This is a genomic window from Pseudomonas sp. YuFO8 (assembly GCF_035065025.1).
Classification (GTDB): Bacteria; Pseudomonadota; Gammaproteobacteria; order Pseudomonadales; family Pseudomonadaceae; genus Aquipseudomonas; species Aquipseudomonas putida_AE.
Genome location: NZ_JAXDEQ010000020.1, coordinates 55,863 through 81,650, shown reverse-complemented (window position 1 = coordinate 81,650; position 25,788 = coordinate 55,863). Strand labels below are relative to the sequence as shown.

Genomic DNA, 25,788 nt, shown 5'->3' with positions numbered 1-25,788 from the left:
TTATCTGGCTGTTTTCCTACAGCGGCAGACAAACGCGAAACAGGGCGCCTTCGCCAATCCGGCTTTCGACGGTAATGGTGCCGCCATGGGCGGCAACTATCTGTTCGGAAATAAACAACCCCAGGCCCAGCCCGGCGGCAACATGGTTGGCCGAGACGCGCTCGAATTGCTGGAAAATTCGCTGTTGGTTCTCTTCACTGATGCCGATTCCGCTATCACGGACTTCGACCCGTGCCTCACCGTTCTCACTGTACACCTTAAGGCTTATCGGGCTCTTGGCGCCATAACGCAAGGCGTTGGTCAGCAGGTTGGAAATCACCTGTTCAATGCGAAATTCATCCCAATCGCCCATCACCGGTTGCTCGGCGTCAAGACTGACCGACGCCTCGGCGGCCTCGATCTGCGGGGCGAAATTCTGTACCAAACCCCGAGCCAGCGCCGCCAGGTCGAAGTGTGTGGGGCGGATCGACAACTTGCCGGTGCGGATGCGTGACACATCCAGCATGTCTTCGATCAGGCGGATCAGGCTCTTGATTTGCCGTTCGTCGCGATCGACCATGGCGTGCATCTTGTCGAGGGTAAACGCCGCGGCGTTGTCCCGGGCCAGGTGCATCTTGCGCAACTGGGTTTCGAGAATCAGGCCATTGAGCGGCGTGCGCACCTCATGGGCAACGATGGACATGAAATCATCGCGCATGCGCACCGCCTGCTCCAGCTCCAGCTGGGTACTCTGCAACTGCTGGAGCAGCGCTTCCTGCTCGCGGCGGCTGCGCTCCAGCGCTTCGACCTGTTGTTTCATGGCCTTGCTCTGGCGGTAAAGGTCGACGAAGACGTTGACCTTGCTCTTGACCGCCTGGATATCCAGGGGTTTGTGCAGGAAGTCGACGGCGCCGCTTTCGTAGCCCTTGAACGCGTAGTTCAGTTCGCGACCGGCGGCGCTGACGAACACGATCGGGATGTTCCGGGTCTTTTCCGTACCGCGCATCAACTCGGCCAGCTCGAAGCCATTCATGCCGGGCATCTGCACGTCGAGGATGGCCATCGCGAATTCGTGTTGCAACAGCAGCGACAAGGCCTCATCGGCAGACAGCGCCTTGTAGACCAGACGGTCTTCACGGGCGATCAGCGCTTCGAGCGCCAGCAGATTTTCCGGCAGATCGTCGACGATCAGCAGTTTGGCCTGAATATTACTTAGCATGCGATTCTTTCCAGCTCGACAAGCAAACGGCCGATGCCGCGTAGGGTGAGTATGTGGTCGGGTTGCAGGATATCCAGCGCCGCCTGGGGCATGGTCGCGACCTGGGCGTCCTCCGGGTCCTGGACGATGGTCAGCCCGCCACGCTGCTTGACCTGGGACAAGCCTCGCGCGCCATCCTGGTTGGCGCCGGTCAGCAACACCGCGGCCAGGGTCGGACCGTAGGCATCGGCGGACGATTCGAACAGATAATCGATGGCTGGCCGCGAATAATGCACTCGGTCCTCCAGGCTCAAGGAAAAACTGCGGTCCCGTTCAACCGACAAGTGATACCCGGGCGTGGCGAAATACAGGGTCCCGGCTTCGACCGGGGTCTTGTCCCGGGCTTCCAGGACCGGCAGCGACACACGCCGGGCGAAAACTTCCGCCAAATGGCTGCGGCGCTCGTCCGGCAGGTGCAGGACCACGATGATCGGCAATGCGAACCCCTCACGCAGGGGTCCGAGGATGTTCAGCAGCGCCTCTACCCCGCCGGCCGACGCACCGATCACAATCGCTTCAATGGAAGGTAAGCCCGTTGCGCTGTTCATGTTTTGCGATAGATCCGTTCTTGTTTGACCAACGGCTCGAACTGGTTGCCGAAGGCCGAAAAATCCGGGGTTTCCTTGCTGCCCAGCACCAGGAAACCACGGTGGCAAAGCGACTCATGAAACAACCCGAAAGCGCGATCCTGTAGTTTTTTATTGAAGTAAATCAATACATTGCGACATGAAATTAATTGAGTTTCTGAAAACACACTGTCCGTTGCCAGGCTGTGATCGGCGAAGGTGACGTTTTCGCACAACGATTTGTCGAAAATCGCGTACCCATAGGCCGCCGTGTAGTAGTCGGCGAAGGAGCACTGGCCCCCGGCCTGCTGGTAGTTGGAAGTGTAGGCGCGGACATTTTCCATGGAGAAAATCCCCTGTTTGGCTTTTTCCAGCGAGCGCGGATTGATGTCGGTGGCGTAGATGATGGTGCGTTCGAGCAGGCCTTCTTCGCGCAGCAGGATGGCCATCGAATAGACTTCTTCACCGGTGCTGCACCCGGCGATCCAGATCTTGATCGACGGGTAAGTCTTGAGCAACGGCACCACCTCGCGGCGGATGGCGAGGAAGTGCGACGGGTCGCGAAACATTTCACTGACCGGGATCGTCAGCAGTTGCAGCAGCTGCATGAACGCCGTCGGGTCGTGCAGGACTTTTTCCTGCAACGCCGAGATGGTGTTGCACTCGAACTGGCTCAATGCATGCGCCACCCGACGCTTGATCGATGCGCCGGAGTAATCGCGAAAATCGTAGCTGTACTTGAGGTAGATCGCCTCGATCAACAAGCGCAGTTCGATTTCGCTGCTGCGCTCCCCTGAATAATCACGCTCCACTAAATGCGTTCCATCTTCGGTAACCACACACGAATCAGCGAAAACAGGCGATCGAGGTCGATGGGCTTGGCCAGGTAATCGTTGGCGCCGGCCTGCAGGCAGCGCTCCTGATCGTCCTTCATGGCCTTGGCCGTCACCGCGATGATCGGCAGCTTGCGCCAGCGCGGCTCTTTGCGGATCAAGGTGGTGGCTTCGAAACCATCCATTTCCGGCATCATCACGTCCATCAACACCAGATCGATGTCTTCGAATTCATTCAATCGCTCGATCGCTTCACGACCGTTTCGGCCGATGACCACGACGGCGCCCTTTTGCTCCAGCGCACTGGTGAGGGCAAAGATGTTGCGAACATCGTCGTCCACCAGCAGCACCTTGCGCCCCTCGAACACCTTGTCGCGGCTGCGGGCGGTCTTGAGCATCTTCTGCCGGTCATGGGACAACCGTGATTCGACTTTGTGCAGAAAAAGTGTCACTTCGTCCAGCAGGCGCTCGGGGGAACGCGCGCCCTTGATGATGATCGAGCGCGAATACTTGCGCAGTTCGGCCTCTTCGTCCCGGGTCAGGTTGCGCCCGGTATAGACAATCACCGGCGGGAACGAGCAGATGTCCTCGGTGGACATGCGCTTGAGCAGATCGTTGCCGAGCATGTCCGGCAGCTTGAGGTCGATGATCATGCAATCGAACACGGTGGTGCGCAGCAGTGCCAGGGCATCCTGCGCCAGGCCAACGGCGGTGATCTCTATGTCTTCATCGCCGATCAGCCGGGAGATGCTGTCGCGTTGCAGATCGTCGTCCTCGACCAGCAACACACGCTTGACCTTCTGGGTCAGCTTGGCTTCCAGGCGCCCAAACACCTCCTTGAGTTCTTCGCGGGTGGTCGGCTTGACCGCATAACCGATGGCCCCCATGTGCATCGCGGCTTCGACCCGGTCTTCGACGGAAATCACATGCACCGGAATATGCCGGGTCTCGGCGTGCTCCTTGAGGCGTTGCAACACGGTCAGCCCGGAATGGTCCGGCAGGCGCATGTCCAGCAGAATGGCATCCGGAACGAATTGCCGGGCCAGGTCGTAGCCTTCGTCGGCGCCGTGGGCCACCAGGCACTGGTAACCCAGTTCATGGGCGAGGTCATAGAGGATGTGGGCAAAATTCGGCTCGTCCTCCACCACCAGGATACAGCGCACGTCGAAAGGTGCCTTGAGACGGTCATCGTTGAAACGCGCGATCTCCTGGACCGGTGCCTGCGCTATCGCGACGGGCGCAACCCGGGTGCTCGTGTGGGTCGGCGAGGCACGCATCGGCTCGACGGGCTCCTCGCCCGGTTCGACATATTGCAGCGGCAGGATCAGGCTGAACGCGCTGCCCTGCCCCGGCGTGCTGGTGACGTTGATCGAGCCGCCGAGCAGCGCGGCCAGGTCGCGGGAAATCGACAGGCCCAGGCCTGTCCCGCCATAACGACGATTGGTGGTGCCGTCGGCCTGGCGAAAGGCTTCGAAAATGATTTCCTGTTGATCGTCGGCAATGCCGATCCCTGAATCGCTGACAATAAAGGCTATGCCGTTGTTCGGCGCCGCGCTCACGGTCAGGCTGACTCGGCCTCGCTCAGTGAACTTCACGGCGTTTGAGAGCAGATTCTTGATCACCTGCTCCACGCGCTGGCGGTCGGTATACATCATCAATGGCGCGCCGTCCTGCAACTCGACCGCAAACTCCAGTTGCTTGTCCGCCGCCAGGGGCTGGAACATGCCGCGCAAGCCGTCCACCAGGCGCGCAACGCTGGTGTTTTCCGGGCGTATCTCCAGTTTGCCGGCTTCGACCTTGGAAATATCGAGAATGTCGTTGATCAGGTTAAGCAAGTCGTTGCCGGCGGAGTAGATCGACTCGGCGAACTTGACCTGTTCGGCACTGAGGTTTTCCTGCGGGTTTTCCGCCAGCAACTTGGCCAGGATCAGCGAGCTGTTCAACGGCGTGCGCAGCTCGTGGGACATGTTGGCAAGAAATTCGGACTTGTACTTGCTCGAACGCTGCAATTCTTCGGCACGCTCTTCGAGCTGGGTCTGGGCCTGATTGAGCTCGGTATTCTTCAGGTCCATGGCGTCGCGTTGGTCGGCCAGCACCTGCGCCTGTTCGGCGAGCTGTTCGTTGGTCTGTTCCAGCTCGACCTGCTGGGTTTCCAGATGGGCCTGGGATTCCTTGAGAATCCTTGACTGCTCTTCAAGCTCTTCGTTGGCGGTCTTGAGTTCTTCCTGCTGCACCTGCAGTTCTTCGTTGAGCTGCTGGGTTTCGGCCAACACCTCCTGCAAGCGCTGGCGATAACGCGCGGCCTCGATTGAGGTGCCGATATTGCCGGCGATGAGCTCCAGCAGATCGATGTCCCGCTCGGTCAGCGGGCGCAGGAAGCCCAATTCGATCACGCCGTTGATCCGGTCGTCGTCGCTGGTCGGCACCACCAGCACGCTGCGCGGCAAGCCTTCGCCGAGACCGGAACTGACCTTGAAATAGTCGCTGGGCACATCGTCCAGGCGAATCAGGCGGCCCTGTTGCGCCACCTGGCCGACAATGCCTTCGTCGCTGTAGATCTGCTGCTCACGCTCCTGCTGCTCACGGGAAAACCCATAGGACGCCACGCGGCGCAGACCGCCGTGTTCTTCGCGTACATAAATGGCCGCCACGGCAGTGCCCAGATACTGCGCGCAGAACTGCAGGATGTTGCGCCCCAGCAGGTTCAGCGACAGTTGCCCCAGCACTTGTTCGGCCAGTTGGGTCTGGCCGTTGCGCAGCCAGGCCTGTTGCTCCAGCCGGTGGGCACTGGCCTGTTGCGCCGCCAGGGTCGCCGTGTAGCTTTGCGACAGATTGACCAGATCGCGACGACCGATGTACGCCAGCAATGCGCTGATAGCGGCAATGAACAACAGATAAAGGGTGATGCTCCAGATCGTGGTACGACGCACTTCCTCGTTGCGCGTGGCGCGCAACTGCTGCTCCATGTCGATCACGTCTTCGTACTGCTTGCGGATCTCATCGGTCAGGCGCTTGCCTTTCCCGGTCCTGACCGCCCCGCGGTAGTCACCGTTGGCGCGCTGCAGTTCGATCATCGATTGCGCGTAACCGGCCCACTCCTGCTGCAAGGACTCCAGCCTGTGCAAGCGGTCAGTCTGGACCGGGTTGTCGGCGGTCAGCTCGAGCAGGGTCTTGAGCACGACCTCGATGCGCGGCTTGGCCGTTTCATAGGGTTCAAGGAACTTGTCATCGCTGGTGAGCAGGAAACCGCGCATGCCGGTTTCCAGGTCGACCGTCAGCTTGACCGCCTCATTGGCGTTATTGATCACCCGGTCCGTGTGTTCGACCCACTGGATGGTCGACAGCAGATAGGTGATCAGCGACACGAAGAAAACTGCACTGATGGCGCCGACGCCCAGCGGCAGGCTGATGTTGCGACTCAGGAGCTTACGGAATCGCTGCTCATCAACCGAAGACTCAGAGGTCATAGTTAAGCCTTGTTGAACCGATGAAAACCAAGGAGTTTGCCCCAAAACTGACGTAATGATCGAATTTTCTCACAGCGATGGGCGCAAAATCCCACATTCCACTGCTGCCGCGCCTGCACAGCGGTTATCCTTTGCCCAGGCGTATGCCGCCATTCTTTTTATAGCCCATGGGGAACTTGTCGGGATCCGTCACTTACTCATGCAAGAGAGCCGGCGATTTTGATCGGCCGAAAACCTAACCACCCTTTCGAGAGCGCCATCATGATCACCAACGCCCCCACCATCCTGGTCGTCGAAGACGATGCCATCGTGCGCATGTTGATTGTCGACGTGCTGGAGGAGCTGGAGTTCAAGGTGCTTGAAGCAGATGGCAGCGAACAGGCGCTGGAGCTGATCAAGGACATGGGCCAGCACATTGACCTGATGATGACCGATGTCGGTCTTCCGGGCATGGACGGCCGCGAGCTGGCCATTGAAACGCGCACCCTGCGCCCCGCCCTGCCCATCCTGTTCGCCAGTGGATATGCAGAAAATATCGATGTTCCGGATGGCATGCACCTGATTGGCAAACCCTTTTCCATCGATCAGTTGCGCGACAAGGTTAAAGGTATACTGGCTGAGCCGCTTACAACCCTGCCCAAATGAATACCCCATTTATTTATAAGCATTGCCATAGCCGGCCAGAAACCTGGCCGCCTTGAAAACCAACTCCCCGCAAGAAACAAAAAGCACAACATACCCTCTGGCAAATTCAATATCGCCGGCCCTACTCTGCAACTGAACGATCACAAACACCCTGCAAACCGTCCTACCCGGTTATCTCCACAGACTCGCGCTCGCCTGCGAGATCATCAACAAAAGGATTTATTGATGAACACTCTTAAATATGATTTTCGCAAGACATCGACTATTGAAAATTTAAAATTCGACATTGATGCCTTGCTGGAGGCAAACAGGTTAGAAAAAAACCTCATCATTGAGTCGCTGGAGGGATATTTAAATGACCTCCCCGATGCAAACGTTGAATTCAAACTAAGCAACCTGCTTGTTTCTACCACCCCGGGAAGCGCTCTGGAGTTAGCTCAACGTGCGGGCCAAGCCAAACTGAACGACCTGTTGGAAAGCAACGAGTTCATGGGCCTGGAGGAGTTATCCAGCCTTCCCGAATCCGCCAGCTACGTGTGCAATTCGAACAAAGAGCTTCATGTCGTGATTGACGACACGCCCATGCAAATCGATGACCTTCTCAAGGAGAATGAAACTCTCAACCGACACCTGGATGAACTCAGTGAATACGCGAACAACGCGGGTGGCTCCATTTACAGCGCGGGCAAGATCTACGTAGAGCAGTGGATCAGATTTTATGGGTATCCTCTGCCCTCCACGGCCCAGCAACTTGCCCACCTGATGGTTGTTTTCCAGAAAGGACGCCCTGCATTATCTGGAACGGGAAAATATTACGAGATACTCAAGGACCCGCAAATCTCCCCGACTGCATTGTCTCTCGTTCAGCGCGAAACAATCAGGAACATAACGACAGCGTTTGGGCTGGGTGGCACAGGCCAACTCTTGAATAGCCTTTTCGTACATTACCAGAACACGCTGGTCAACGAGAAACTGGACTTGGCTGAATGTATTGACGCGTTCATGAAAGGCATGATCGGTATGAATGTCGCGCAGGACTGCATTGAAGCGTTAGGCTGGTACGGCAGCGACGTGGATGAGCCACCCTGCAAAGAGGATCTGCAACAACTCCTCATGGCAGCGATCGTTTTGAACATTGATCCGAACATAGGTGAGGTGCAAAGCAAAGGTCGCGTGCAGGGTTATGAAATTTACCAACCCAAAAATGCGGACCTGCACCCCACTCAAATCTTGCTGAACCTGGAAGAGCATCTTGTCGCCAATAATCTTATTCTCGTTAAAGCAGCGCCCCTTGCCGCTTATATTCTAATGGCTGACGAGGCACCTGAATTCCTTGTGAAAAATATTCCGGGCAGTATGACCATCAGCTCGCCTGGATGGGTCGCGCATAGTATTACTGTCGCAAAAATCGAAATCATTTCCCCGGGATCATCGCGGGACATGACCTATGACCAAGTACAGTCTTATGCCGACCTGATGCCCATCGACCAGTTGCTCGACAAGGTCAAAGGCGTACTTGCTGATCGACTTAAAGCCCCTCGCAGATGAATATCCAGCTGACCCTTTGAGCATCGAAACCCCAAAAACCTCCTGCAAAACAATTACCCAGCTATCTTCACAGACTCGCGCCCTGTTGTGAAATCATCAAAAAAAGGTTTTATTGATGAACACCCTTGAATACGACTTCCGCAAAACATCGACTATTGATAATTTAAAATCCGATATCGATGCCTTAATGACGGTAAACAAACTGGAAAAAAATTTCATCACTGAGTCGCTGGAGGGTTATGTGAATGACCTTCCCGATGTAAACGCCGAGTTCAAACTCTGCAACTTGCTTATCCCTGCCACCCCTGGAAGCTCTTTAGAAATAGCTCAACGTGCGGGGCAAGCGAAACTGAACGATTTATTGAACAGCGACGAATTCAATCGCCTGAATGAATTATCGAGCCTGCCCGAATCCGCCATCTACGTGTGCAACTCGCACAAAGAGCTACACGTCATGATTGACGACACCCCCATGCAGATCGATGACCTTCTCAAGGAGAATGAAATCCTCAATCGACACCTGGAGGAGCTCAGTGAATACGCGAAAAACGCGGGCGGCTTCATTTACAGTTCCGACGAAATCAACGTAGAGCAGTGGATCAGATTTTATGGGCATCCTCTGCCGTCCACGGCGCAGCAACTTGCAAACCTCACGGACTTTTTCAACAAAGAACGCCCTGCATTATCAGGCACAGGAAACTATTATGAGATTCTAAAAGACCCGGAAATTTCCCCGACTGCATTATCTCTTGTCCAGCGCGAAAAAATCATAAACACAACGGCAACGTATGAACTAAGTGAAACAGGCCAATTACTCAACAACCTGGTCGAGCAAAACAAAAATTCACAAGTCGATTTGAAAGTCGACCCGGATCGATACATCAACGAGTTCATGGAAGGCATGATCGGCATGAACCTCGCGCAGGACTGCCTTAATGCGTTAAAGTGGTACGGCAGCGACTCGGATGAACCCTCCAGTCATGAGGATCTCCGACAACTCCTCATCGCAGCTATCGTACTGAACATCGATCCGAATATAGGTGAAATTGAAAGCAAAGGTCGTGTGCAGGGCTACGAGCTTTACCAACCGGCCAATGCGGATCTACACCCCACTCAAATCTTGCTGAACCTGGAAGAGCATCTTGTTGCCAATAATATTGTTCTTGCTAAAGCATCGCCCCTCGCCGCGTATATTCTAGTCGCTGACGAGGCACCTGAATTCCTGGTAAACGAAATTCCGGACAGCATGACAATCAGCTCACCGGCGTGGGTCATGCATACCTTTGCTGTCGCAAAAGTTGAGATCATTGCCCCAGGTTCATCGCGGGGCATGACCTATGACCAAATACAGTCTTACGCCGACCTGGGGCCCTTCGATCAGCAACTCGAGCAACTGTTCGGGCTCGGCGTGATAACACACATGCTTAATTGGGGCGCAGTGAACGGCCTTTTTCCCTACAGTCCTGACGGTGAATACACCGTTGAAAACTTCTGCACCGCCGAGACTCATTACAACCAATACACCGAGGCCCTGGAGCAATGCAGCAATGCCATAAATACCCCCCTTCCTACGCGCGAAGAAGTCGCCTTGGCCGAACTTAAAAGAGCCTTGCCGGATGGTGAATACCTGACCGACAAACGTTACGGTCACAAGGACCTTCCAAGGAGCAAGGCAATATCGATTCATGAGTTGTTTATGTCGGGAGACTTGATGCATAAGGGCTGGACTGGAACCCATATGTCCGCAGACATCTTTACTCTTGACTACCATGACGGACTGAAATTAGCCCAACCTTATTTTTACATGCTTCAAAACATCCAGACTCTATACGCCAAGACATTCGACGACTACTTCAAAAAAATACAACAAGGAACATCCACAGCATTAAAGCTCGCCTTATCAAAAATCCCCGAGACAGATCGAATTCGCCTGGAATATGGTGCCCTGACCTTTTATACAGTCCGCGAAAAATTCTCCGATCACGCAACACATGAGACACAACGATTGAGAGACAAATACAGAGGGCGCTATGGCGTGATCATCTGCGCTGAACACGACTTTCAAAAATATTATTATGAACTATTTACCCTGCGAGCCGAATGCTACAGCCGACAGGATCTTGGCGATATTTTCCTGACTACTTCCATTGAATATTTCGAGCCTAGCATCAATACTGATAAAGACCGATTGCAATGGCAGACGCAAGCCCTTGATTGGCCTTTGGATATAAACGCCTATATCAAGGGCACGGCACCCGTTAAAAACGCCACCGGTAAATTGGTGGTCGAGAAATTATGGGAATCCAACGAAACCCCACAACACGCCCCGCAAACCAGGAGCCAACTTGAAACTTTCTTTTCGCAAAGAACAAGCAGCACTGTAGCGCGAATACTTTCACACTTCCCACCGGCCACATACAATGAACTTTTCGATGCCGGTTATGGCATAGCTCCCCTTGAAGCTGCGCGAAAGAATACAAAAGACAATATAGACCTGGTTCTCAATTTGATTATTCCGTTCAAGGGCTGTATCGAAGATCTGACTTCGGCTGACCCTGACCGTGAAGCATCCGGAATTTTTGGATGCGCACTGGACGCGCTGGCGGTTGTTGGCTCTGTAGCAGGCGTCGCCTCTAAATTTGCCAGCGTCGCTTTGAAGTCGGGTAGCCTTCTTTCAAAATCGGTAAAACTGGTCAGGCTCAGTGGCAATTTTGCGTTGAGTCTGATTAACCCACTGGATGGCATCCCGAGCCTCTTGAAAAAGGGCGGGAAGATTAGCAAAAATGGCGTGTTGCTCATCACGGGTCAAGGCATCAAGACCTCCGGCAAAGCCACCCGACAAATTCGATCCGTAAGCGGAACGCTCGATGCATTTAACGCGGCAAAGTCCTTGAATATTGCAGATGTGAAAGCTGCCCGCCTGGGGGATATTGGCGAGCTTTCTCAAGCAACGGATGTACTGATCTGCAACACAGCGAACAACTGGTACCAACTCTCACTTAATTCCAATCGGGCCAGAGGCGGGAAGATCACCAATTTCCGGGAGATAAGCGGAGTGAGTCAATACGTTTGACTTGACCCAACAGCGACGTCGACGGGCGGTGCACATCAAGGGCGCTGCCCTTCGTCAGCTCAGCTATCCGTCTCCTGTTCGCCGGCTGTGGTTTAATGCGCGCGTTTTTTCCCCCGCCCCTGGCCGCATCAAGGAATTCGCAATCATGAATCAGCCCCGCGCAACCAAAATCCTGGTCATTGGTTACGTCTGGCCCGAGCCTCGCTCTTCTGCGGCCGGTGGGTATGTGATGCAACTGCTCGGGGCTTTCCTGCAACAGGGCTGGGACGTCACCTTCAGCAGCCCCGCCGGGGCTGGCGAGCATCAGGAAGACCTGACGGTGCTGGGCATTCGTGAAGTACCGATCGAGCTGAACGACAGCAGTTTCGACCGATTCATCAGCGAACTGGCCCCGGATATCGTGCTGTTCGAACAATTCATGATGGAAGAACAATTCGGCTGGCGGGTCGAAACGCACTGCCCGAATGCCTTGCGCGTGCTGGGGACCCAGGATTTGCAAAGCCTGCGCCATGCCCGTCATCAACGGCTCAAGGATCGGTTGAAGGGCAGCGACGATGACAATGACTTCAACGATCTGTTCGCGCCGGCGCTGCGCCAGGAGTTCGAATTCATGGCCGTGACCGACGTGGCCAAGCGGGAAATCGCCGCGATCTATCGTTGCGACTTGAACCTGATGATCTCCGAAGTGGAGATCGAGTTGCTGGTCGAGCACTTCAAGCTGCCGCGCAGCTTGCTGCATTGGTGCCCGCTGATGGTGGACCTGCCCACCCATGCGCCTGCGCCGTTCGAAGACCGGGCGCACTTTATTCACATCGGCAATTTTCGCCATGCCCCCAATTGGGATGCGGTGCTCTGGTTGAAAACCACCATTTGGCCAATGATTCGCCAGCATTTACCCGCTGCACAGCTGCACATCTACGGCGCCTACACACCGCCCAAGGCCACCGCGCTGCATAACGCGGCACAGGGGTTTCATGTGATGAACTGGGCTGAAGACGCCTTGCAAGTGATGTCGGCGGCGCGGGTGTGCATGGCGCCGTTGCGTTTTGGCGCGGGCATCAAAGGCAAGATTGTCGATGCAATGCTCTGTGGCACGCCAAATGTCACCACACCCGTCGGCGCCGAAGCCATGCACGCAGACGAACCCTGGCCGGGGGCGATCACCCGCACTGCCCGGTCGTTTGCCGACAGTGCCGTTGAGCTTTACCAGGACAAGGCGCAGTGGCTCAGCGCCCAGGCCCTGGGCCTGGACTTGCTGGCGAGTCGTTATCAGCCACGTATTCATGGCCCGGCACTGATCGCACGGCTCGAGGATTGCCGCCGACACCTGGTGGCCATCAGAAGAGACAACTTTACCGGCAGTATGCTGCGTCATCATCAGCACAAGAGTACCCAATACATGGCGCAATGGATTGAAGCCAAGAATCGCCACAAGGCAGATAGCTGACAGCAAAAGACATTTCTTGCATCAAGCCTTGGTTGGTTGCAGCCGTTGAACATGGTTATAAATGGCTGCCATTTATTATTCTCCACCCCAAGGCAGGGGTGGAATAAACCACAAGGAATGACAATGACACAATCTGAAAGAGGGGCTCTGGACACCAACAGATGGATGAGTAACTGCCTCGAAATCGAACGCCTGAAACTGACTGACATTGTCTGGCCAGGCGCCCATAACGCCGGCATGGACAAACAAGCCCCCAACTACGAAGTCGTCGTCGGCAACTGGACCACTTGCCAAAACGATTCGTTTGCCTGGCAATTGTCAAAAGGCGCGCGGGTGTTTGATATTCGACTTGGCTATACCGAAGGTCTCGACCAACCAGTCTTCTACTTCCATCACAATGGTCACCAGTCCCATCGCACCCTCGATGAATTGATCGACGCAACAACAGCTTTCCTTGATCAGAATCCTGACGAGTTCATCGTGTTTGACTTTCATCAGTTGGGCGACGGCCAGAAGTATTTTGCCCATAAAAAGCTGAGTGACCTGCTGATAAGGCGTCTCGGACAACGCATCATCCCCCCTGGCGACGCCACTAAAACGGTGGCCGAGCTCATGCGCACCAGCACTCGACGCAGGGTGATATTGGCAGCACCTGTCGTCCGCGAGCTGCACGATGATTATTTCTGGCCTTCCATCACCCACAAGTGGAGCGGCATGTCCTTTGCCGATACCCGGGACCTGAAGCGCCACATCTCCAGCACGCTGGCATCCGTACCTTTCACATCCTTCCTCTGGTCGTTGTCAGCCACCAGCTATGGCTTTTTGGGCGGGCCGCAGAAGATCAAGGACGAGATCAACGACTGGTTCAACCCAACACGCGACTGGGTCACACGCTGCAGCATCATCAACCTCGACTTCTTCGAAGAGTCCAACATCGTGCGTTATTGCTGGAGTGCCACGAGCATGAAGGCCGTTTATGGCAGCGCCCTGTTGTCGCGACCTCTATCCACATAACGCCCTGGCCTATTCGCCTGTGAAAGAGGCATGATCGAGGTGCGATAACAATATAAGCGCCCCGACATGAGCCGAGCCACCCGCGTTACCGACCCTTCCTATGAACTGATGGACGACCATAACGGGTTGTCCATCATCTATCGCCAGCACGGATTCCCGTGTCCCCTGGTACGCTGGCATTTTCACAAGGAGTACGAGCTGCACCTGATCGTCGCCAGTTCAGGCAAGGTGTTCATCGGCGACTACATCGGTAACTTCCACCCGCAAACCCTGTTCCTCACCGGCCCCAACCTGCCCCACAACTGGATCAGCCAGGTGGCCGAAGATGAAGTGGTGCCCAAGCGCGACATGCTGGTCAACTTCACCGACGAGCTGTTCGACAGTGGCTATCAGGTATTTGCCGAGCTCAAGACCTTGGCGCCCCTGCTGGAGCGCGCGCAGTACGGCATCGAGTTTCGCTGCAAGCACACGATCGGCAAGGCGATGGAGTTGATGCAGCGCATCGCCGATACCCAGGGCGTGACCCGCCTCGGGCACTTTTTCATTCTGCTGGAACTGCTGGCCGCTTCTGACGATTACCAGTTGCTGTCCGGCGCCACGACGCCGCAGCTGGCCGACGAGCACAGCATCGACCGCACCAACCGCGCGGTGGATTACATCTTCGCCCACTACGCCCGCGAGTTGCCGCTTGAGGAAGTTGCCGGGCATCTTGGCATGAAGCCGACCTACTTCAGTCGCGTGTTCAAGCAGGCCACCGGGCGCTGCTTCATCGAGTTCGTCAATCGACTGCGCATCAGCAAGTCCTGTGAGCTGCTGGCCGATGGCGACAAACCCGTGACCGATGTGTGCTTCGAATCGGGCTTCAACAATATTTCCAACTTCAACCGGCGTTTTCAGCAGCTAAAGGGCATGACCCCTTCGCATTATCGGCGGTTGGTGGTGCAGCGGTTGACCGAGCAGAATCAGGGATAGCGCAAAGATCAAAAGATCGCAGCCTTCGGCAGCTCCTACATTGGAATGCATTCCCCTGTAGGAGCTGCCGCAGGCTGCGATTTTTGCTTTTGCAGGTGCAAAATAGTATCAGTCCAAGTGCGATGGATGATTTGTCTCGCCCGCCATTCAAGGCTGTAATCGCTGCACATTCTTCCAACCTTCGGAAGACACAAAAACAATAACTGTCCTTCTGTGGCCCTCCGGGTGCAGAAAAGGAGTGCACGATGCAACCTTCTGTAAAAGCCCTGCTCGCCCTCACCTGCATGACCCTCAGTAGCGTCAGCCTTGGCGCCCAGACCCTGACCATCGCCACCGTCAACAACAGCGACATGATTCGCATGCAAAAGCTGTCGAAAACTTTCGAGGCAGAGCATCCGGACATCAAGCTGAACTGGGTGGTGCTCGAGGAGAACGTCCTGCGTCAGCGCCTGACCACCGACATCGCGACCGAGGGTGGGCAGTTCGACGTGCTGACCATCGGCATGTACGAAGCGGCGCTGTGGGGCGCCAAGGGCTGGCTGGAACCCATGAAGGACTTGCCCGCCACTTACGATCTGGACGATGTGTTCCCATCCGTGCGCGAAGGATTGTCGGTGAAAGGTTCGCTGTATGCCTTGCCGTTCTACGCTGAAAGCTCGATCACCTATTACCGCACCGACCTGTTCAAGGACGCCGGCCTGACCATGCCCGAGCGCCCGACCTGGACTCAGATAGCCGAGTTCGCCGCCAAACTCACCCACAAGGACAAAGAACAGTACGGCATCTGCCTGCGCGGCAAGGCCGGCTGGGGCGAGAACATGGCCCTGATCACCACCGTGGCCAATGCCTATGGTGCGCGCTGGTTCGACGAGCAGTGGAAGCCGGAATTCAACGGCCCTGAATGGAAAAATGCGCTGAACTTCTACGTCGGCACCATGCAGAAGTCCGGCCCGCCGGGTGCGTCGAGCAACGGTTTCAACGAAAACCTGGCGCTGTTCAACAGCGGCAAGTGCGCGATCTGGGTCGATGCCAGCGTTGCCGGCTCGTTCGTCACCGACAAGACCCAGAGCAAGGTCAGCGACCACGTCGGTTTCACCTACGCGCCCCATGAGGTCACCGACAAAGGCTCGGCCTGGCTGTATTCCTGGGCACTGGCGATCCCCACCAGTTCCAAGGCCAAGGAAGCGGCAAAGACCTTCAGTGCGTGGGCCACTTCAAAGGAATACGGGGCACTGGTCGCGGAAAAAGACGGCATCGCCAACGTGCCGCCAGGCACCCGGGCGTCTACTTACAGCGAGGCCTACCTGAGCGCCGCGCCCTTTGCCAAGGTCACGCTGGAATCGCTCAAGGCGGCGGACCCGGGCAAGCCGACCCTGAAACCGGTGCCCTACATCGGCATTCAGTTGGTGACCATCCCGGAGTTCCAGGGCATCGGCACCCAGGTGGGCAAAGCGTTCTCGGCGGCGCTGATCGGCCAGACCACCGTTGACCAGGCGCTGGCAGCGGCCCAGCAAACCACTGAACGCGAGATGAAGCGCGCGGGTTATCCGAAGTAACCCCGTATTCAATGTGGGAGCGGGCTTGCTCGCGAAGAGGCCGGTACATCCGATGCATCTTCAGCGTCTGGAATGTTGCTTTCGCGAGCAAGCCCGCTCCCACAGTTGATCTTCATATGCCTGCCATTAATCGGTTGTGATCACCATGAATACGTCTACTGCCAAAGCTCACATGGAAATACCTCAGCCACTGCGCAAAAGCCGGTTGGCAAACCCCGGCTGGTTCCTCGTCAGCCCATCGGTAGCGTTGCTGCTGTTGTGGATGATCGTGCCGCTGGGCATGACCCTGTACTTTTCGCTGATTCGCTACAACCTGCTCAATCCAGGTGAAAACGAGTTCGTCGGGCTGGAAAACTTCAGCTACTTCCTGACCGACTCGGGCTTCATGCCCGGGGCTACCAATACCTTGCTGCTAGTGGGCAGCGTGCTGCTGATCAGTGTGGTGCTCGGCGTGTTGATCAGTGCCCTGCTGGAGGCCAGTGAGTTTCTCGGTCGCGGCATCGTGCGGGTCATGCTGATCTCGCCGTTTTTCATCATGCCCACGGTCGGTGCGCTGATCTGGAAGAACCTGATTTTCCATCCGGTGTCGGGGATTCTCGCCTACGTCTGGAAGCTGTTCGGCGCGCAACCGGTGGACTGGCTGGCGCACTACCCACTGCTGTCGATCATCATCATTGTCGCGTGGCAATGGCTGCCCTTCGCGATCCTGATCCTGATGACGGCGATGCAGTCCCTCGACCAGGAACAAAAGGAAGCCGCGCGCCTCGATGGCGCCGGGCCGATCGCGATCTTCTGGCACCTGACCCTGCCGCACCTGGCGCGACCGATCGCGGTGGTGGTGATGATCGAAACCATCTTCCTGCTGTCGGTGTTCGCCGAAATCTTCACCACCACCAACGGTGGCCCCGGCTACGCCTCGACCAACCTCGCCTACCTGATCTACAACCAGGCGCTGGTGCAGTTCGACGTCGGCATGGCGTCCGCGGGCGGGCTGATCGCTGTGGTGATTGCCAACATCGCGGCCATCGTCCTGATCCGGATGATCGGCAAAAACCTGACTGACAAAGCCTGAGGCCCGCGCCATGACCCTTCAACAATCCCGTCGCCTGCAAAGCCTGCTGCTGGGCACCCTGGCCTGGGCCATCGCGATCCTGGTCTTCTTCCCGATCTTCTGGATGGTGCTGACCAGTTTCAAGACTGAAATCGATGCCTTTGCCACGCCGCCGCAGTTCATCTTCACCCCAACCCTGGAGAACTACCTGCACATCAACGAGCGCAGCGACTACTTCAGTTTCGCCTGGAACTCGGTGGTGATTTCCTTCAGCGCCACGGCCCTGTGCCTCTTGATCGCGGTGCCGGCGGCGTACTCCATGGCGTTCTACGAAACCCAGCGCACCAAGGGCACGCTGCTGTGGATGCTCTCCACCAAGATGCTGCCGCCAGTGGGCGTGCTGATGCCGATCTACCTGCTGGCCAAGAGTTTCGGCCTGCTCGATACGCGCATCGCGCTGATCGTGATCTACACCCTGATCAACCTGCCGATCGTGGTCTGGATGGTTTACACCTACTTCAAGGACATCCCCAGGGACATCCTCGAAGCCGCTCGACTGGATGGCGCAACGCTGGCGCAGGAAATGCTCCGGGTCCTGCTGCCGATCGCCAAGGGTGGCCTGGCCTCGACCGTGCTGCTGTCGCTGATCCTGTGCTGGAACGAGGCCTTCTGGTCGCTGAACCTGACCTCCTCGAAAGCCGCGCCCCTGACCGCGTTGATCGCCTCGTACTCAAGTCCCGAAGGCTTGTTCTGGGCCAAGTTGTCGGCGGTGTCGACCCTGGCCTGTGCACCGATCCTGATCTTCGGCTGGATCAGCCAGAAACAATTGGTCCGCGGGCTGTCGTTTGGCGCCGTGAAATAACGCGATTTGCCGGCCCCACGCGATCCCCTGTAGGAGCGAACTTGCTCGCGATGGGCGTGAACGATGACGCGCGCTGCCTGAAAGAACTCATTGTCTGGATGTTTTTCGCGAGCAAGCTCGCTCCTACAGAAAACCGTCCGGTGTAACGAATAACAACAATCGGAGGCCCATGATCATGGCCAACCTGAAAATCAAGAATCTGCAAAAAGGCTTCGAAGGCTTTTCCATCATCAAGGGCATCGACCTTGAAGTGAACGACAAGGAATTCGTGGTATTCGTCGGCCCGTCAGGTTGCGGCAAATCCACCCTGCTGCGCCTGATCGCGGGGCTGGAGGAAGTCAGCGGCGGCACCATCGAACTCGACGGCCGCGACATCACTGAAGTCAGCCCGGCCAAACGCGACCTGGCGATGGTGTTCCAGACCTACGCCCTGTACCCGCACATGAGCGTGCGCAAGAACATGTCGTTTGCCCTCGACCTGGCCGGAGTGCCAAAAGCCGAGGTCGAGAAAAAAGTCGGTGAGGCGGCGCGCATCCTTGAACTCGGGCCGATGCTCGAACGCAAGCCCAAGCAACTGTCCGGCGGACAACGTCAGCGCGTGGCGATCGGCCGGGCGATCGTGCGCAACCCGAAGATTTTCCTGTTCGACGAACCCCTGTCCAACCTCGACGCCGCGCTGCGGGTGCAGATGCGCCTTGAACTGCTGCGCCTGCACAAGGACCTGCAAGCGACGATGATCTACGTGACCCACGACCAGGTCGAAGCGATGACCATGGCCGACAAGGTCGTGGTGCTCAATGGCGGCAAAATCGAACAGGTCGGCTCGCCGCTGGACCTCTATCACCAGCCGGCCAACCTGTTTGTCGCAGGCTTTCTCGGCACACCGAAAATGGGCTTCCTCAAGGGCCAGGTCAGCCGGGTCGACGGCCAGGGCTGCGAAGTGCAACTGGACGCCGGCACCCGCATCAGCCTGCCGCTCAGCGGCGCCAGCCTGAGGGTCGGCGGCGCAGTCACCCTGGGCATTCGCCCGGAACATCTGCAACTGGCCACGCCCGGTGACTGCACGCTGCAAGTCACCGCCGACGTCAGCGAACGCCTGGGCAGCGACACCTTCTGCCACGTGCGCACCGCGTCCGGCGAAGCGCTGACCCTGCGCGTTCGCGGCGACCTGGCCAGCCGCTATGGCGAGACCCTGAGCCTGCACCTGGACGCCAGCCACTGCCATTTGTTCGATGCCGACGGCGTGGCGCTGACCCGCCCGTTGCGCGTCGCCGCCTGACTCAGAGAGCCTGTGATGAAACTCGATAAAAACCACCTGCAGCGCCTCGCCCCCGAGGTGGTCCTGCCCGCCTACGCCCTGAGTGACACCCGCCAGGGCATTGCGCACATCGGCGTCGGCGGTTTCCACCGCGCCCACCAGGCGTATTACACCGATGCGTTGATGAACACCGGCGTTGACCTGGACTGGGCCATCTGCGGCATCGGCTTGCGCAGCGAAGATCGTCGCGCCCGGGATGACCTGCGGGAACAGGACTACCTGTTCACCCTGTTCGAACTCGGCGACAGCGACGACACCCAAGTGCGCGTCATCGGTGCGATCCGCGACATGCTGCTGGCCGAAGACGATGCCCAGGCGCTGATCGACAAACTCGCCAGCCCCGAGATCCGCATCGTTTCGCTGACCATCACCGAAGGCGGCTACTGTATCGATGACAGCAACGGCGAGTTCATGGCCCACCTGCCGCAGGTCCAGCACGACCTGGCGCACCCGAATGCGCCGACAACCGTGTTCGGCTTCCTGTGCGCCGCGCTGGCCAAACGCCGCGCGGCAGGCACACCGGCCTTCACCTTGATGTCCTGCGATAACCTGCCGCACAACGGCGCGGTCACCCGCAAGGCCCTGCTGGCCTTCGCTGCCCTGCGCGATTGCGATCTGCGCGACTGGATCGAGGGCCACGTCAGCTTCCCCAACGCCATGGTCGATCGCATCACGCCGATGACCAGCACCCAACACCGCCTGCAACTGGCCGACCAGCACGGTGTGGACGACGCCTGGCCGGTGGTCTGCGAACCGTTCGTGCAGTGGGTGCTGGAGGACAAGTTCGTCAACGGTCGCCCGGCCTGGGAAAAGGTCGGTGTGCAGTTCACCGACGACGTCACGCCCTATGAAGAGATGAAGATCAAGCTGCTCAACGGCAGTCACCTGGCCCTGACCTATCTGGGTTTTCTCAAGGGTTACCGCTTCGTCCACGAGACCATGAATGACCCGCTGTTCGTGCGCTACATGCGTGCCTACATGGACCTGGACGTCACGCCGCAGCTGGCGCCGGTGCCGGGCATCGACCTGACCGAGTACAAGAACACCCTGGTGGCGCGCTTCTCCAACCAGGCGATTGCCGATCAACTGGAGCGCGTGTGTTCGGACGGCTCGTCGAAGTTTGCCAAATTCACCGTACCGACCATCAACCGCTTGCTGGCCGATGGCCGGGACACCCGGCGAGCGGCGCTGGTGGTGGCGGCGTGGGCCTTGTATCTGAAGGGGGTGGATGAGAATGGCGATACCTACGCCATTGCGGACCCGCGGGCGGCGTTCTGTCAGGCGCTGGTGGTTGATGATGTATTGATTACCCAACGATTGTTGGCGGTTGAGGAGATTTTTGGTAAGGCGATTCCGCGCTCGCCGGAGTTTGTGGCGGCGTTTGAGTGGTGTTGCAACAGTTTGCGCGAGGTTGGGGTGACGCGGACGTTGGAGCGGATTCTGGTCTGAGCTCAGCGGTGAATTGACTGCCGTCATCGCGAGCAAGCTTGCTCCTACAGGTTTTGTGTCGTGCCACTTAGCAATGATCGACACAAAACTTGTAGGAGCAAGCTTGCTCGCGATCGGGCTAACCGAGATCAACCTGACACACCAAGGACCTGCCATGGCAAACCAACAATTATTCCTCGGCATCGACTGCGGCACCCAAGGCACCAAAGCCATCATCCTCGATGCGCTCAGCGGCCAGGTGCTGGGCCAGGGTGCCGCCGCGCATGAACTGATCAGCGGCGCCAACGGTCGTCGCGAACAGGACACGGCGCAGTGGCTGGACGCATTCACCCTCGCCACCCGTCGTGCGTTGCTGGCGGCGCAGGTCGACGGCCAGGACATCCTCGGCATCGGCGTTTCCGGCCAGCAACATGGCCTGGTACTGCTCGACGATCAAGGCCAGGCCCTGCGCCCGGCCAAGCTCTGGTGCGACACCGAAACCACAGCAGAGAACGATCGACTGCTCAAGCATCTGGGCGGCGAAAAAGGCTCGCTGGAACGCCTCGGCGTGGTCATTGCGCCGGGCTACACGGTGTCAAAATTGCTCTGGACCAAAGAGCAGCACCCCGAGGTATTTGCCCAAATCGCACACATTCTGCTGCCCCACGACTACCTGAATTTCTGGCTCACCGGTCGCCGTTGCAGCGAGTACGGCGATGCCTCGGGCACCGGCTATTTCAATGTGCGCACCCGCCAGTGGGATTTGCAGCTGCTGCGCGACATCGATCCCACCGGGCGTCTGCAAGCCGCGCTGCCGGAACTGATCGATGCCCATCACGCGGTGGGCACGGTGCTGCCGGGGATCGCCGAACACCTGGGCATCAACCCGCATGCGCTGGTATCGAGCGGCGGTGGCGACAACATGATGGGCGCCATCGGCACCGGCAACATCAAGCCTGGCGCCATCACCATGAGCCTCGGATCGTCCGGCACGGTGTATGCCTACGCCGAGCAACCGAAGATCAGCCCGGACACAACCGTCGCTACGTTCTGTTCCTCCAGCGGCGGTTGGTTGCCGTTGATCTGCACCATGAACCTGACAAACGCCACCACGGCTGTTCGCGAGCTGCTCGAACTGGATATCGAAACTTTCAACGCCCTCGTTGCCCAGGCCCCCATTGGCGCCGAAGGGGTCAGCATGCTGCCGTTCCTCAACGGCGAACGTGTCCCCGCGCTGCCCCACGCCACCGGTAGCGTGCTGGGCCTGACCATGGGCAACCTGACAAGGGCCAATCTGTGTCGCGCCGTGGTCGAGGGCACGACCTTCGGTTTGCGTCATGGGCTGGACCTGCTGCACCACAATGGCTTACAAAGCCTGCGCATCTGCCTGATCGGTGGCGGCTCGAAAAGCGCCGTGTGGCGGCAGATCGTCGCCGACACCCTGAACATGCCCGTCGTCTGCCCCGAGCAAAGCGAAGCCGCCGCCCTGGGCGCGGCGATCCAGGCGGCGTGGTGCACGTCCTCGGCAAACGGGCATGAGGACAGTCTGGCGGATCTGTGCGAACGCTGCGTGAGGCTCGATCCGGCCAGTGAAACCTGGCCCATTGCAGAAAACGTGGCCGCCTCCCAGTTGGCCTACGAACGCTATCAACGGCATGTCGCAACCCTTTAAAGAGCGATCAACTATGTATCTGGTGTGTGGCGAAGCGCTGTTCGATTTCTTCAGTGAAAACGAGGTCAGCGGCCTGGCTTCAAAAGTGAATTTCAAGGCAATTGCCGGCGGCTCGCCGTTCAACGTTGCGGTGGGTTTGTGCCGCCTGGGCGTGGACGCTGCGCTGTTTGCCGGGTTGTCCACCGACTACCTCGGCCGGCGTTTGCTCCAGGTGCTGGAGGAGGAAGGCGTATGCACGGACTATCTGGTGGATTTCGCCGCACCGACCACCCTGGCGATGGTCGCCGTGGGGGCCAATGGCTCGCCGCACTACAGTTTCCGCGGCGAAGGCTGCGCCGATCGACAACTTCAGCCCGGGCACTTGCCGGCGTTGGGACCTGAAGTGCGGGGTTTGCACATCGGTTCGTTTTCCCTGGTGGTGCAACCGATCGGCGACACGCTGCTGGAGCTGGTACGCCGGGAAAGCGGCAAGCGCCTGATCAGCCTTGATCCGAACGTGCGGCTCAACCCTGAGCCGAACATCGAGCTGTGGCGTTCGCGGGTGGCCACCCTGGTCGAACATGCCGACCTGATCAAGGTCAGCGATGAGGACCTGAGCCTGCTGTACCCCGAACAGGACCCGGCGCAGGTGATCGAGGGCTGGTTGCAACACCGCTGCCAACTGGTGTTCCTCACCCGTGGTGGCGAAGGTGCGACGGTGTTCAGTCGGGTCCACGGTTCGTGGTCGGTGCCGGCCTGTGCCGTGAAGATTGCCGACACCGTGGGTGCCGGCGATACCTTCCAGGCCGCGTTGATTGCCTGGTTGACCGAGCAGCGGCTGGACTCGGTCGAGGGGGTGCGGCAATTGAGTCGCCAGCAGATCGAGGCGATGCTGAGGTTTGCGGTGCAGGCGGCGGCATTGACATGCAGCAAGACCGGGCCGGATTTGCCATATCGGCATCAGCTGGATTTGCATTGAATGTGACGGCCCCTTCGCGAGCAAGCCCGCTCCCACATTGGATATCGGTGGACACGAATTTTGTGTTCAACACCGATCCAGTGTGGGAGCGGGCTTGCTCGCGAAAGCGGTATACCTCACACCGCCAAACTCAAGGTCACAACGCCGAGAAGTTGTAGCTGACGATCAACCGCGTCTCGTCCACATCCCGGGCGTACTGCGCGTAATTGCTGCGATAGGTCGCATTGCGCAACCGCAGGCTGACATCCTTGAACGTCCCGCCCTGCACCACATACTTGAGCTCGCTGTCGCGCTCCCACTCCTTGCCTTCCTGATCGCTACCCGGCACCTTGATGTGATCTCCGTTGACATAGCGGGTCAGGAACGTCAGGCCGTTGAGGCCGATGGCCTTGAAGTCATAGTCGTAGCGCAACTGCCACGAGCGTTCCTGCGCCGCGGCGAAGTCGTTGACCTGCACGTAGTTGACCAGGTACGGATTGCTGCCATCCAGGTACGGCATCGAGTTATCGCCGTTCATGCGCTGCCAGCCAGCGCTGAACGTATGGCCGCTGATGGCGTAGGCGAGCAAGGTGCTCAGGGCGCGGTTGTCGATGGAACCGGCGCGGGCCTCTCCGCTGTCGGCACTCTTGAGCAAACGCAGATCGGCCTTGAGCACGCCGCCAGCCAGCGGCTGGTTGGCCAGCAAGCCGAGGAAATGCTGTCGGTAGATGTCTTCCAGTTCGGCATAGTGGTACTGCCCCGTCAGCCGATCGTTGATCTTGTAGTCGAAGCCGTACATGTCGAAATGATCGGCGGTGATGTTGCAGGCATAACGCTTGTTCTTGCAGTGCACGCGAATGTCCTGGGAATCAGTGGAGTCCCGGGCGGTGTACTTGTCCAGGCGCGCGGCCATGACATTCAGGTCCTTCACTTCCCTGGACGTGAGCATCGCGCCATTGAACATCGTCGGCAGCAGGCGGCCATCGTTGTACTTGAGCAGCGGCACATCCGGCAGCAGCGCGCCGTACTTCAGTATGCTCTGCGACACGCGCACCTTGGCGGTCAGGCCGAGCTTGGTGTATTCGTCCGCCGAACCCCGCGGGTTACTGCCGCTGGACGGCAGCAGGCCGCTGTTACTGCTGTCGGGACTGGAGTCGAGCTTGAACCCCGCCATGCCCAATGCATCGACACCAAGACCCAGTGTGCCTTCGGTGAACCCCGATTGCAGATTGAGAATGAAACCCTGGGCCGACTCTTCGCGTTTGGACGCGCCCTGCTCGTTGGAGGTGTGGCCGTCACGGAAGTCGCGGTTGAAATACACCGTGCGTGATTCGATGTTCGCCGTGGTGTCGTCGATAAAGCCGCTCGCCTGGGCCGGCCCGGTAAAACCGGCGCACAGCACCAGGGCGCCGAAGCCGAATGACTGGCGCACGAAGATGAACGTAAAGGGGGGACGCATTAAAAAGCTCCAACAATGCAGCGTTTGCGCCAGGGCGCAATCAGCCAGAAATAGCCTTCATCCGGTCAGGTAACAGACCGGGCTGAAGTGAAACGCGGGGTGAACGACAATGATGGCAGAACGCTTTTTCTTGCTGCAGACGACTTTAGTCTGAAAAGTGACCGTATTGTTTTTCGCCGAACGGTAGTGGTTTGACGACAGGCGGCATTCAACTGGCTTTAACCAATGCTTAATCGCGCAGTCCAACACTCTACTGGACCGCACGCCCTCAGAGTCCTCTGACGCCCAGTGCGGCAGGCTCGACGATACGTCGAGCTCACTTGCACCTGCACTGGAGATCACCCCATGAAATCGCGCGCCCTGCTCGTTTCAATCGCCCTTGTCTGTGCCGCATCGACCGGCATTGCCCAGGCCAATGACCCCGCCACACAAAACGTGCCCTCCTATCACTACGGCATGCCGTTGCACGTGGGCAAAGTGATTGCGCTGAGCGAACCCACAACCCTGGACTGCGAAGTGATTACGGCGACGATGAAGTACATCGACTCACAATCGGGCCAGCCTGCAGAAGTCGCCTACCGAAAACTGTCTGACGCTTGCAGTTATCAGAACTGAAGGAAAATTCTGATTTAACGCCTTGCGGTACTCGTGGGGAATTTCAGGCGCTATGCTCAGGCGCTTCCTCACTGCCGCAAGGATTCGC

General features: G+C 57.9%; 19 protein-coding genes. 14 read left to right on the top strand and 5 right to left on the bottom strand.

Going from position 1 to position 25,788, the window contains the following annotated elements:
• Positions 1 to 16: 16 nt before the first annotated feature.
• The 4 genes from SOP95_RS18770 to SOP95_RS18755 are packed head-to-tail and all read right to left on the bottom strand — an operon-like array spanning position 17 to position 6,103.
• Entirely contained in the window at positions 17 to 1,198 is a 1,182-nt protein-coding gene (locus SOP95_RS18770; RefSeq protein WP_274075814.1) for a hybrid sensor histidine kinase/response regulator, read from the bottom strand.
• Positions 1,192 to 1,785 (bottom strand): chemotaxis protein CheB, encoded by a 594-nt coding sequence (locus SOP95_RS18765; protein ID WP_274075815.1) that lies wholly within the window; start codon positions 1,783 to 1,785, stop codon positions 1,192 to 1,194. Before SOP95_RS18765 ends, SOP95_RS18770 begins: the two co-directional genes overlap by 7 nt.
• On the bottom strand, positions 1,782 to 2,615 hold the full coding sequence (locus SOP95_RS18760; RefSeq protein ID WP_274075816.1) for a CheR family methyltransferase: 834 nt from the start codon (positions 2,613 to 2,615) through the stop codon (positions 1,782 to 1,784). Before SOP95_RS18760 ends, SOP95_RS18765 begins: the two co-directional genes overlap by 4 nt.
• Entirely contained in the window at positions 2,615 to 6,103 is a 3,489-nt protein-coding gene (locus tag SOP95_RS18755; protein WP_323607899.1) for a response regulator, read from the bottom strand. Before SOP95_RS18755 ends, SOP95_RS18760 begins: the two co-directional genes overlap by 1 nt.
• A 261-nt stretch (positions 6,104 to 6,364) precedes the next feature.
• Here SOP95_RS18755 and SOP95_RS18750 point away from each other — a divergent pair, with 261 nt between their 5' ends.
• From SOP95_RS18750 to SOP95_RS18690, 13 genes are all read left to right on the top strand, one after another.
• Complete coding sequence (locus SOP95_RS18750; protein WP_323607898.1) at positions 6,365 to 6,748, top strand: response regulator; 384 nt, start codon at positions 6,365 to 6,367, stop codon at positions 6,746 to 6,748.
• A gap of 225 nt (positions 6,749 to 6,973) precedes the next feature.
• Positions 6,974 to 8,296, top strand: a complete 1,323-nt coding sequence (locus tag SOP95_RS18745; protein ID WP_323607897.1) for a hypothetical protein — start codon at positions 6,974 to 6,976, stop codon at positions 8,294 to 8,296.
• A gap of 115 nt (positions 8,297 to 8,411) precedes the next feature.
• Positions 8,412 to 11,369 (top strand): hypothetical protein, encoded by a 2,958-nt coding sequence (locus SOP95_RS18740; protein WP_323607896.1) that lies wholly within the window; start codon positions 8,412 to 8,414, stop codon positions 11,367 to 11,369.
• A 145-nt stretch (positions 11,370 to 11,514) separates the two neighbouring features.
• Positions 11,515 to 12,816 carry a glycosyltransferase gene (locus SOP95_RS18735; RefSeq protein WP_274075821.1) on the top strand — a complete coding sequence of 434 codons (1,302 nt, stop codon included), beginning with the start codon at positions 11,515 to 11,517 and terminating at the stop codon, positions 12,814 to 12,816.
• 123 nt (positions 12,817 to 12,939) lie between these two features.
• Complete coding sequence (locus tag SOP95_RS18730) at positions 12,940 to 13,830, top strand: phospholipase (protein ID WP_323607895.1); 891 nt, start codon at positions 12,940 to 12,942, stop codon at positions 13,828 to 13,830.
• A 66-nt stretch (positions 13,831 to 13,896) separates the two neighbouring features.
• Positions 13,897 to 14,802 (top strand): AraC family transcriptional regulator, encoded by a 906-nt coding sequence (locus SOP95_RS18725; RefSeq protein WP_274075823.1) that lies wholly within the window; start codon positions 13,897 to 13,899, stop codon positions 14,800 to 14,802.
• A gap of 245 nt (positions 14,803 to 15,047) precedes the next feature.
• Positions 15,048 to 16,358: an ABC transporter substrate-binding protein gene (locus SOP95_RS18720; RefSeq protein WP_274075824.1), complete on the top strand. Its 1,311-nt coding sequence runs from the start codon at positions 15,048 to 15,050 to the stop codon at positions 16,356 to 16,358.
• Between the two features lie 172 nt (positions 16,359 to 16,530).
• Positions 16,531 to 17,430, top strand: a complete 900-nt coding sequence (locus SOP95_RS18715) for a carbohydrate ABC transporter permease (RefSeq protein WP_274075871.1) — start codon at positions 16,531 to 16,533, stop codon at positions 17,428 to 17,430.
• 10 nt (positions 17,431 to 17,440) lie between these two features.
• Positions 17,441 to 18,271: a carbohydrate ABC transporter permease gene (locus tag SOP95_RS18710; protein ID WP_274075825.1), complete on the top strand. Its 831-nt coding sequence runs from the start codon at positions 17,441 to 17,443 to the stop codon at positions 18,269 to 18,271.
• 175 nt (positions 18,272 to 18,446) lie between these two features.
• Entirely contained in the window at positions 18,447 to 19,550 is a 1,104-nt protein-coding gene (locus tag SOP95_RS18705; protein ID WP_323607894.1) for an ABC transporter ATP-binding protein, read from the top strand.
• A 15-nt stretch (positions 19,551 to 19,565) separates the two neighbouring features.
• On the top strand, positions 19,566 to 21,038 hold the full coding sequence (locus SOP95_RS18700) for a mannitol dehydrogenase family protein (RefSeq protein ID WP_323607893.1): 1,473 nt from the start codon (positions 19,566 to 19,568) through the stop codon (positions 21,036 to 21,038).
• 154 nt (positions 21,039 to 21,192) lie between these two features.
• Positions 21,193 to 22,689 carry a xylulokinase gene (gene xylB, locus SOP95_RS18695; RefSeq protein WP_323607892.1) on the top strand — a complete coding sequence of 499 codons (1,497 nt, stop codon included), beginning with the start codon at positions 21,193 to 21,195 and terminating at the stop codon, positions 22,687 to 22,689.
• 13 nt (positions 22,690 to 22,702) lie between these two features.
• Positions 22,703 to 23,647, top strand: a complete 945-nt coding sequence (locus tag SOP95_RS18690; RefSeq protein ID WP_323607891.1) for a carbohydrate kinase family protein — start codon at positions 22,703 to 22,705, stop codon at positions 23,645 to 23,647.
• A 136-nt stretch (positions 23,648 to 23,783) separates the two neighbouring features.
• On the opposite strand, the gene SOP95_RS18685 is transcribed toward SOP95_RS18690, so the two are convergent.
• Positions 23,784 to 25,085: an OprD family porin gene (locus SOP95_RS18685; RefSeq protein ID WP_323607890.1), complete on the bottom strand. Its 1,302-nt coding sequence runs from the start codon at positions 25,083 to 25,085 to the stop codon at positions 23,784 to 23,786.
• Between the two features lie 345 nt (positions 25,086 to 25,430).
• On the opposite strand from SOP95_RS18685, the gene SOP95_RS18680 reads away from it, so the two are divergent.
• Entirely contained in the window at positions 25,431 to 25,700 is a 270-nt protein-coding gene (locus SOP95_RS18680; RefSeq protein ID WP_323607889.1) for a DUF2790 domain-containing protein, read from the top strand.
• The last annotated feature ends 88 nt before the right edge of the window (positions 25,701 to 25,788 follow it).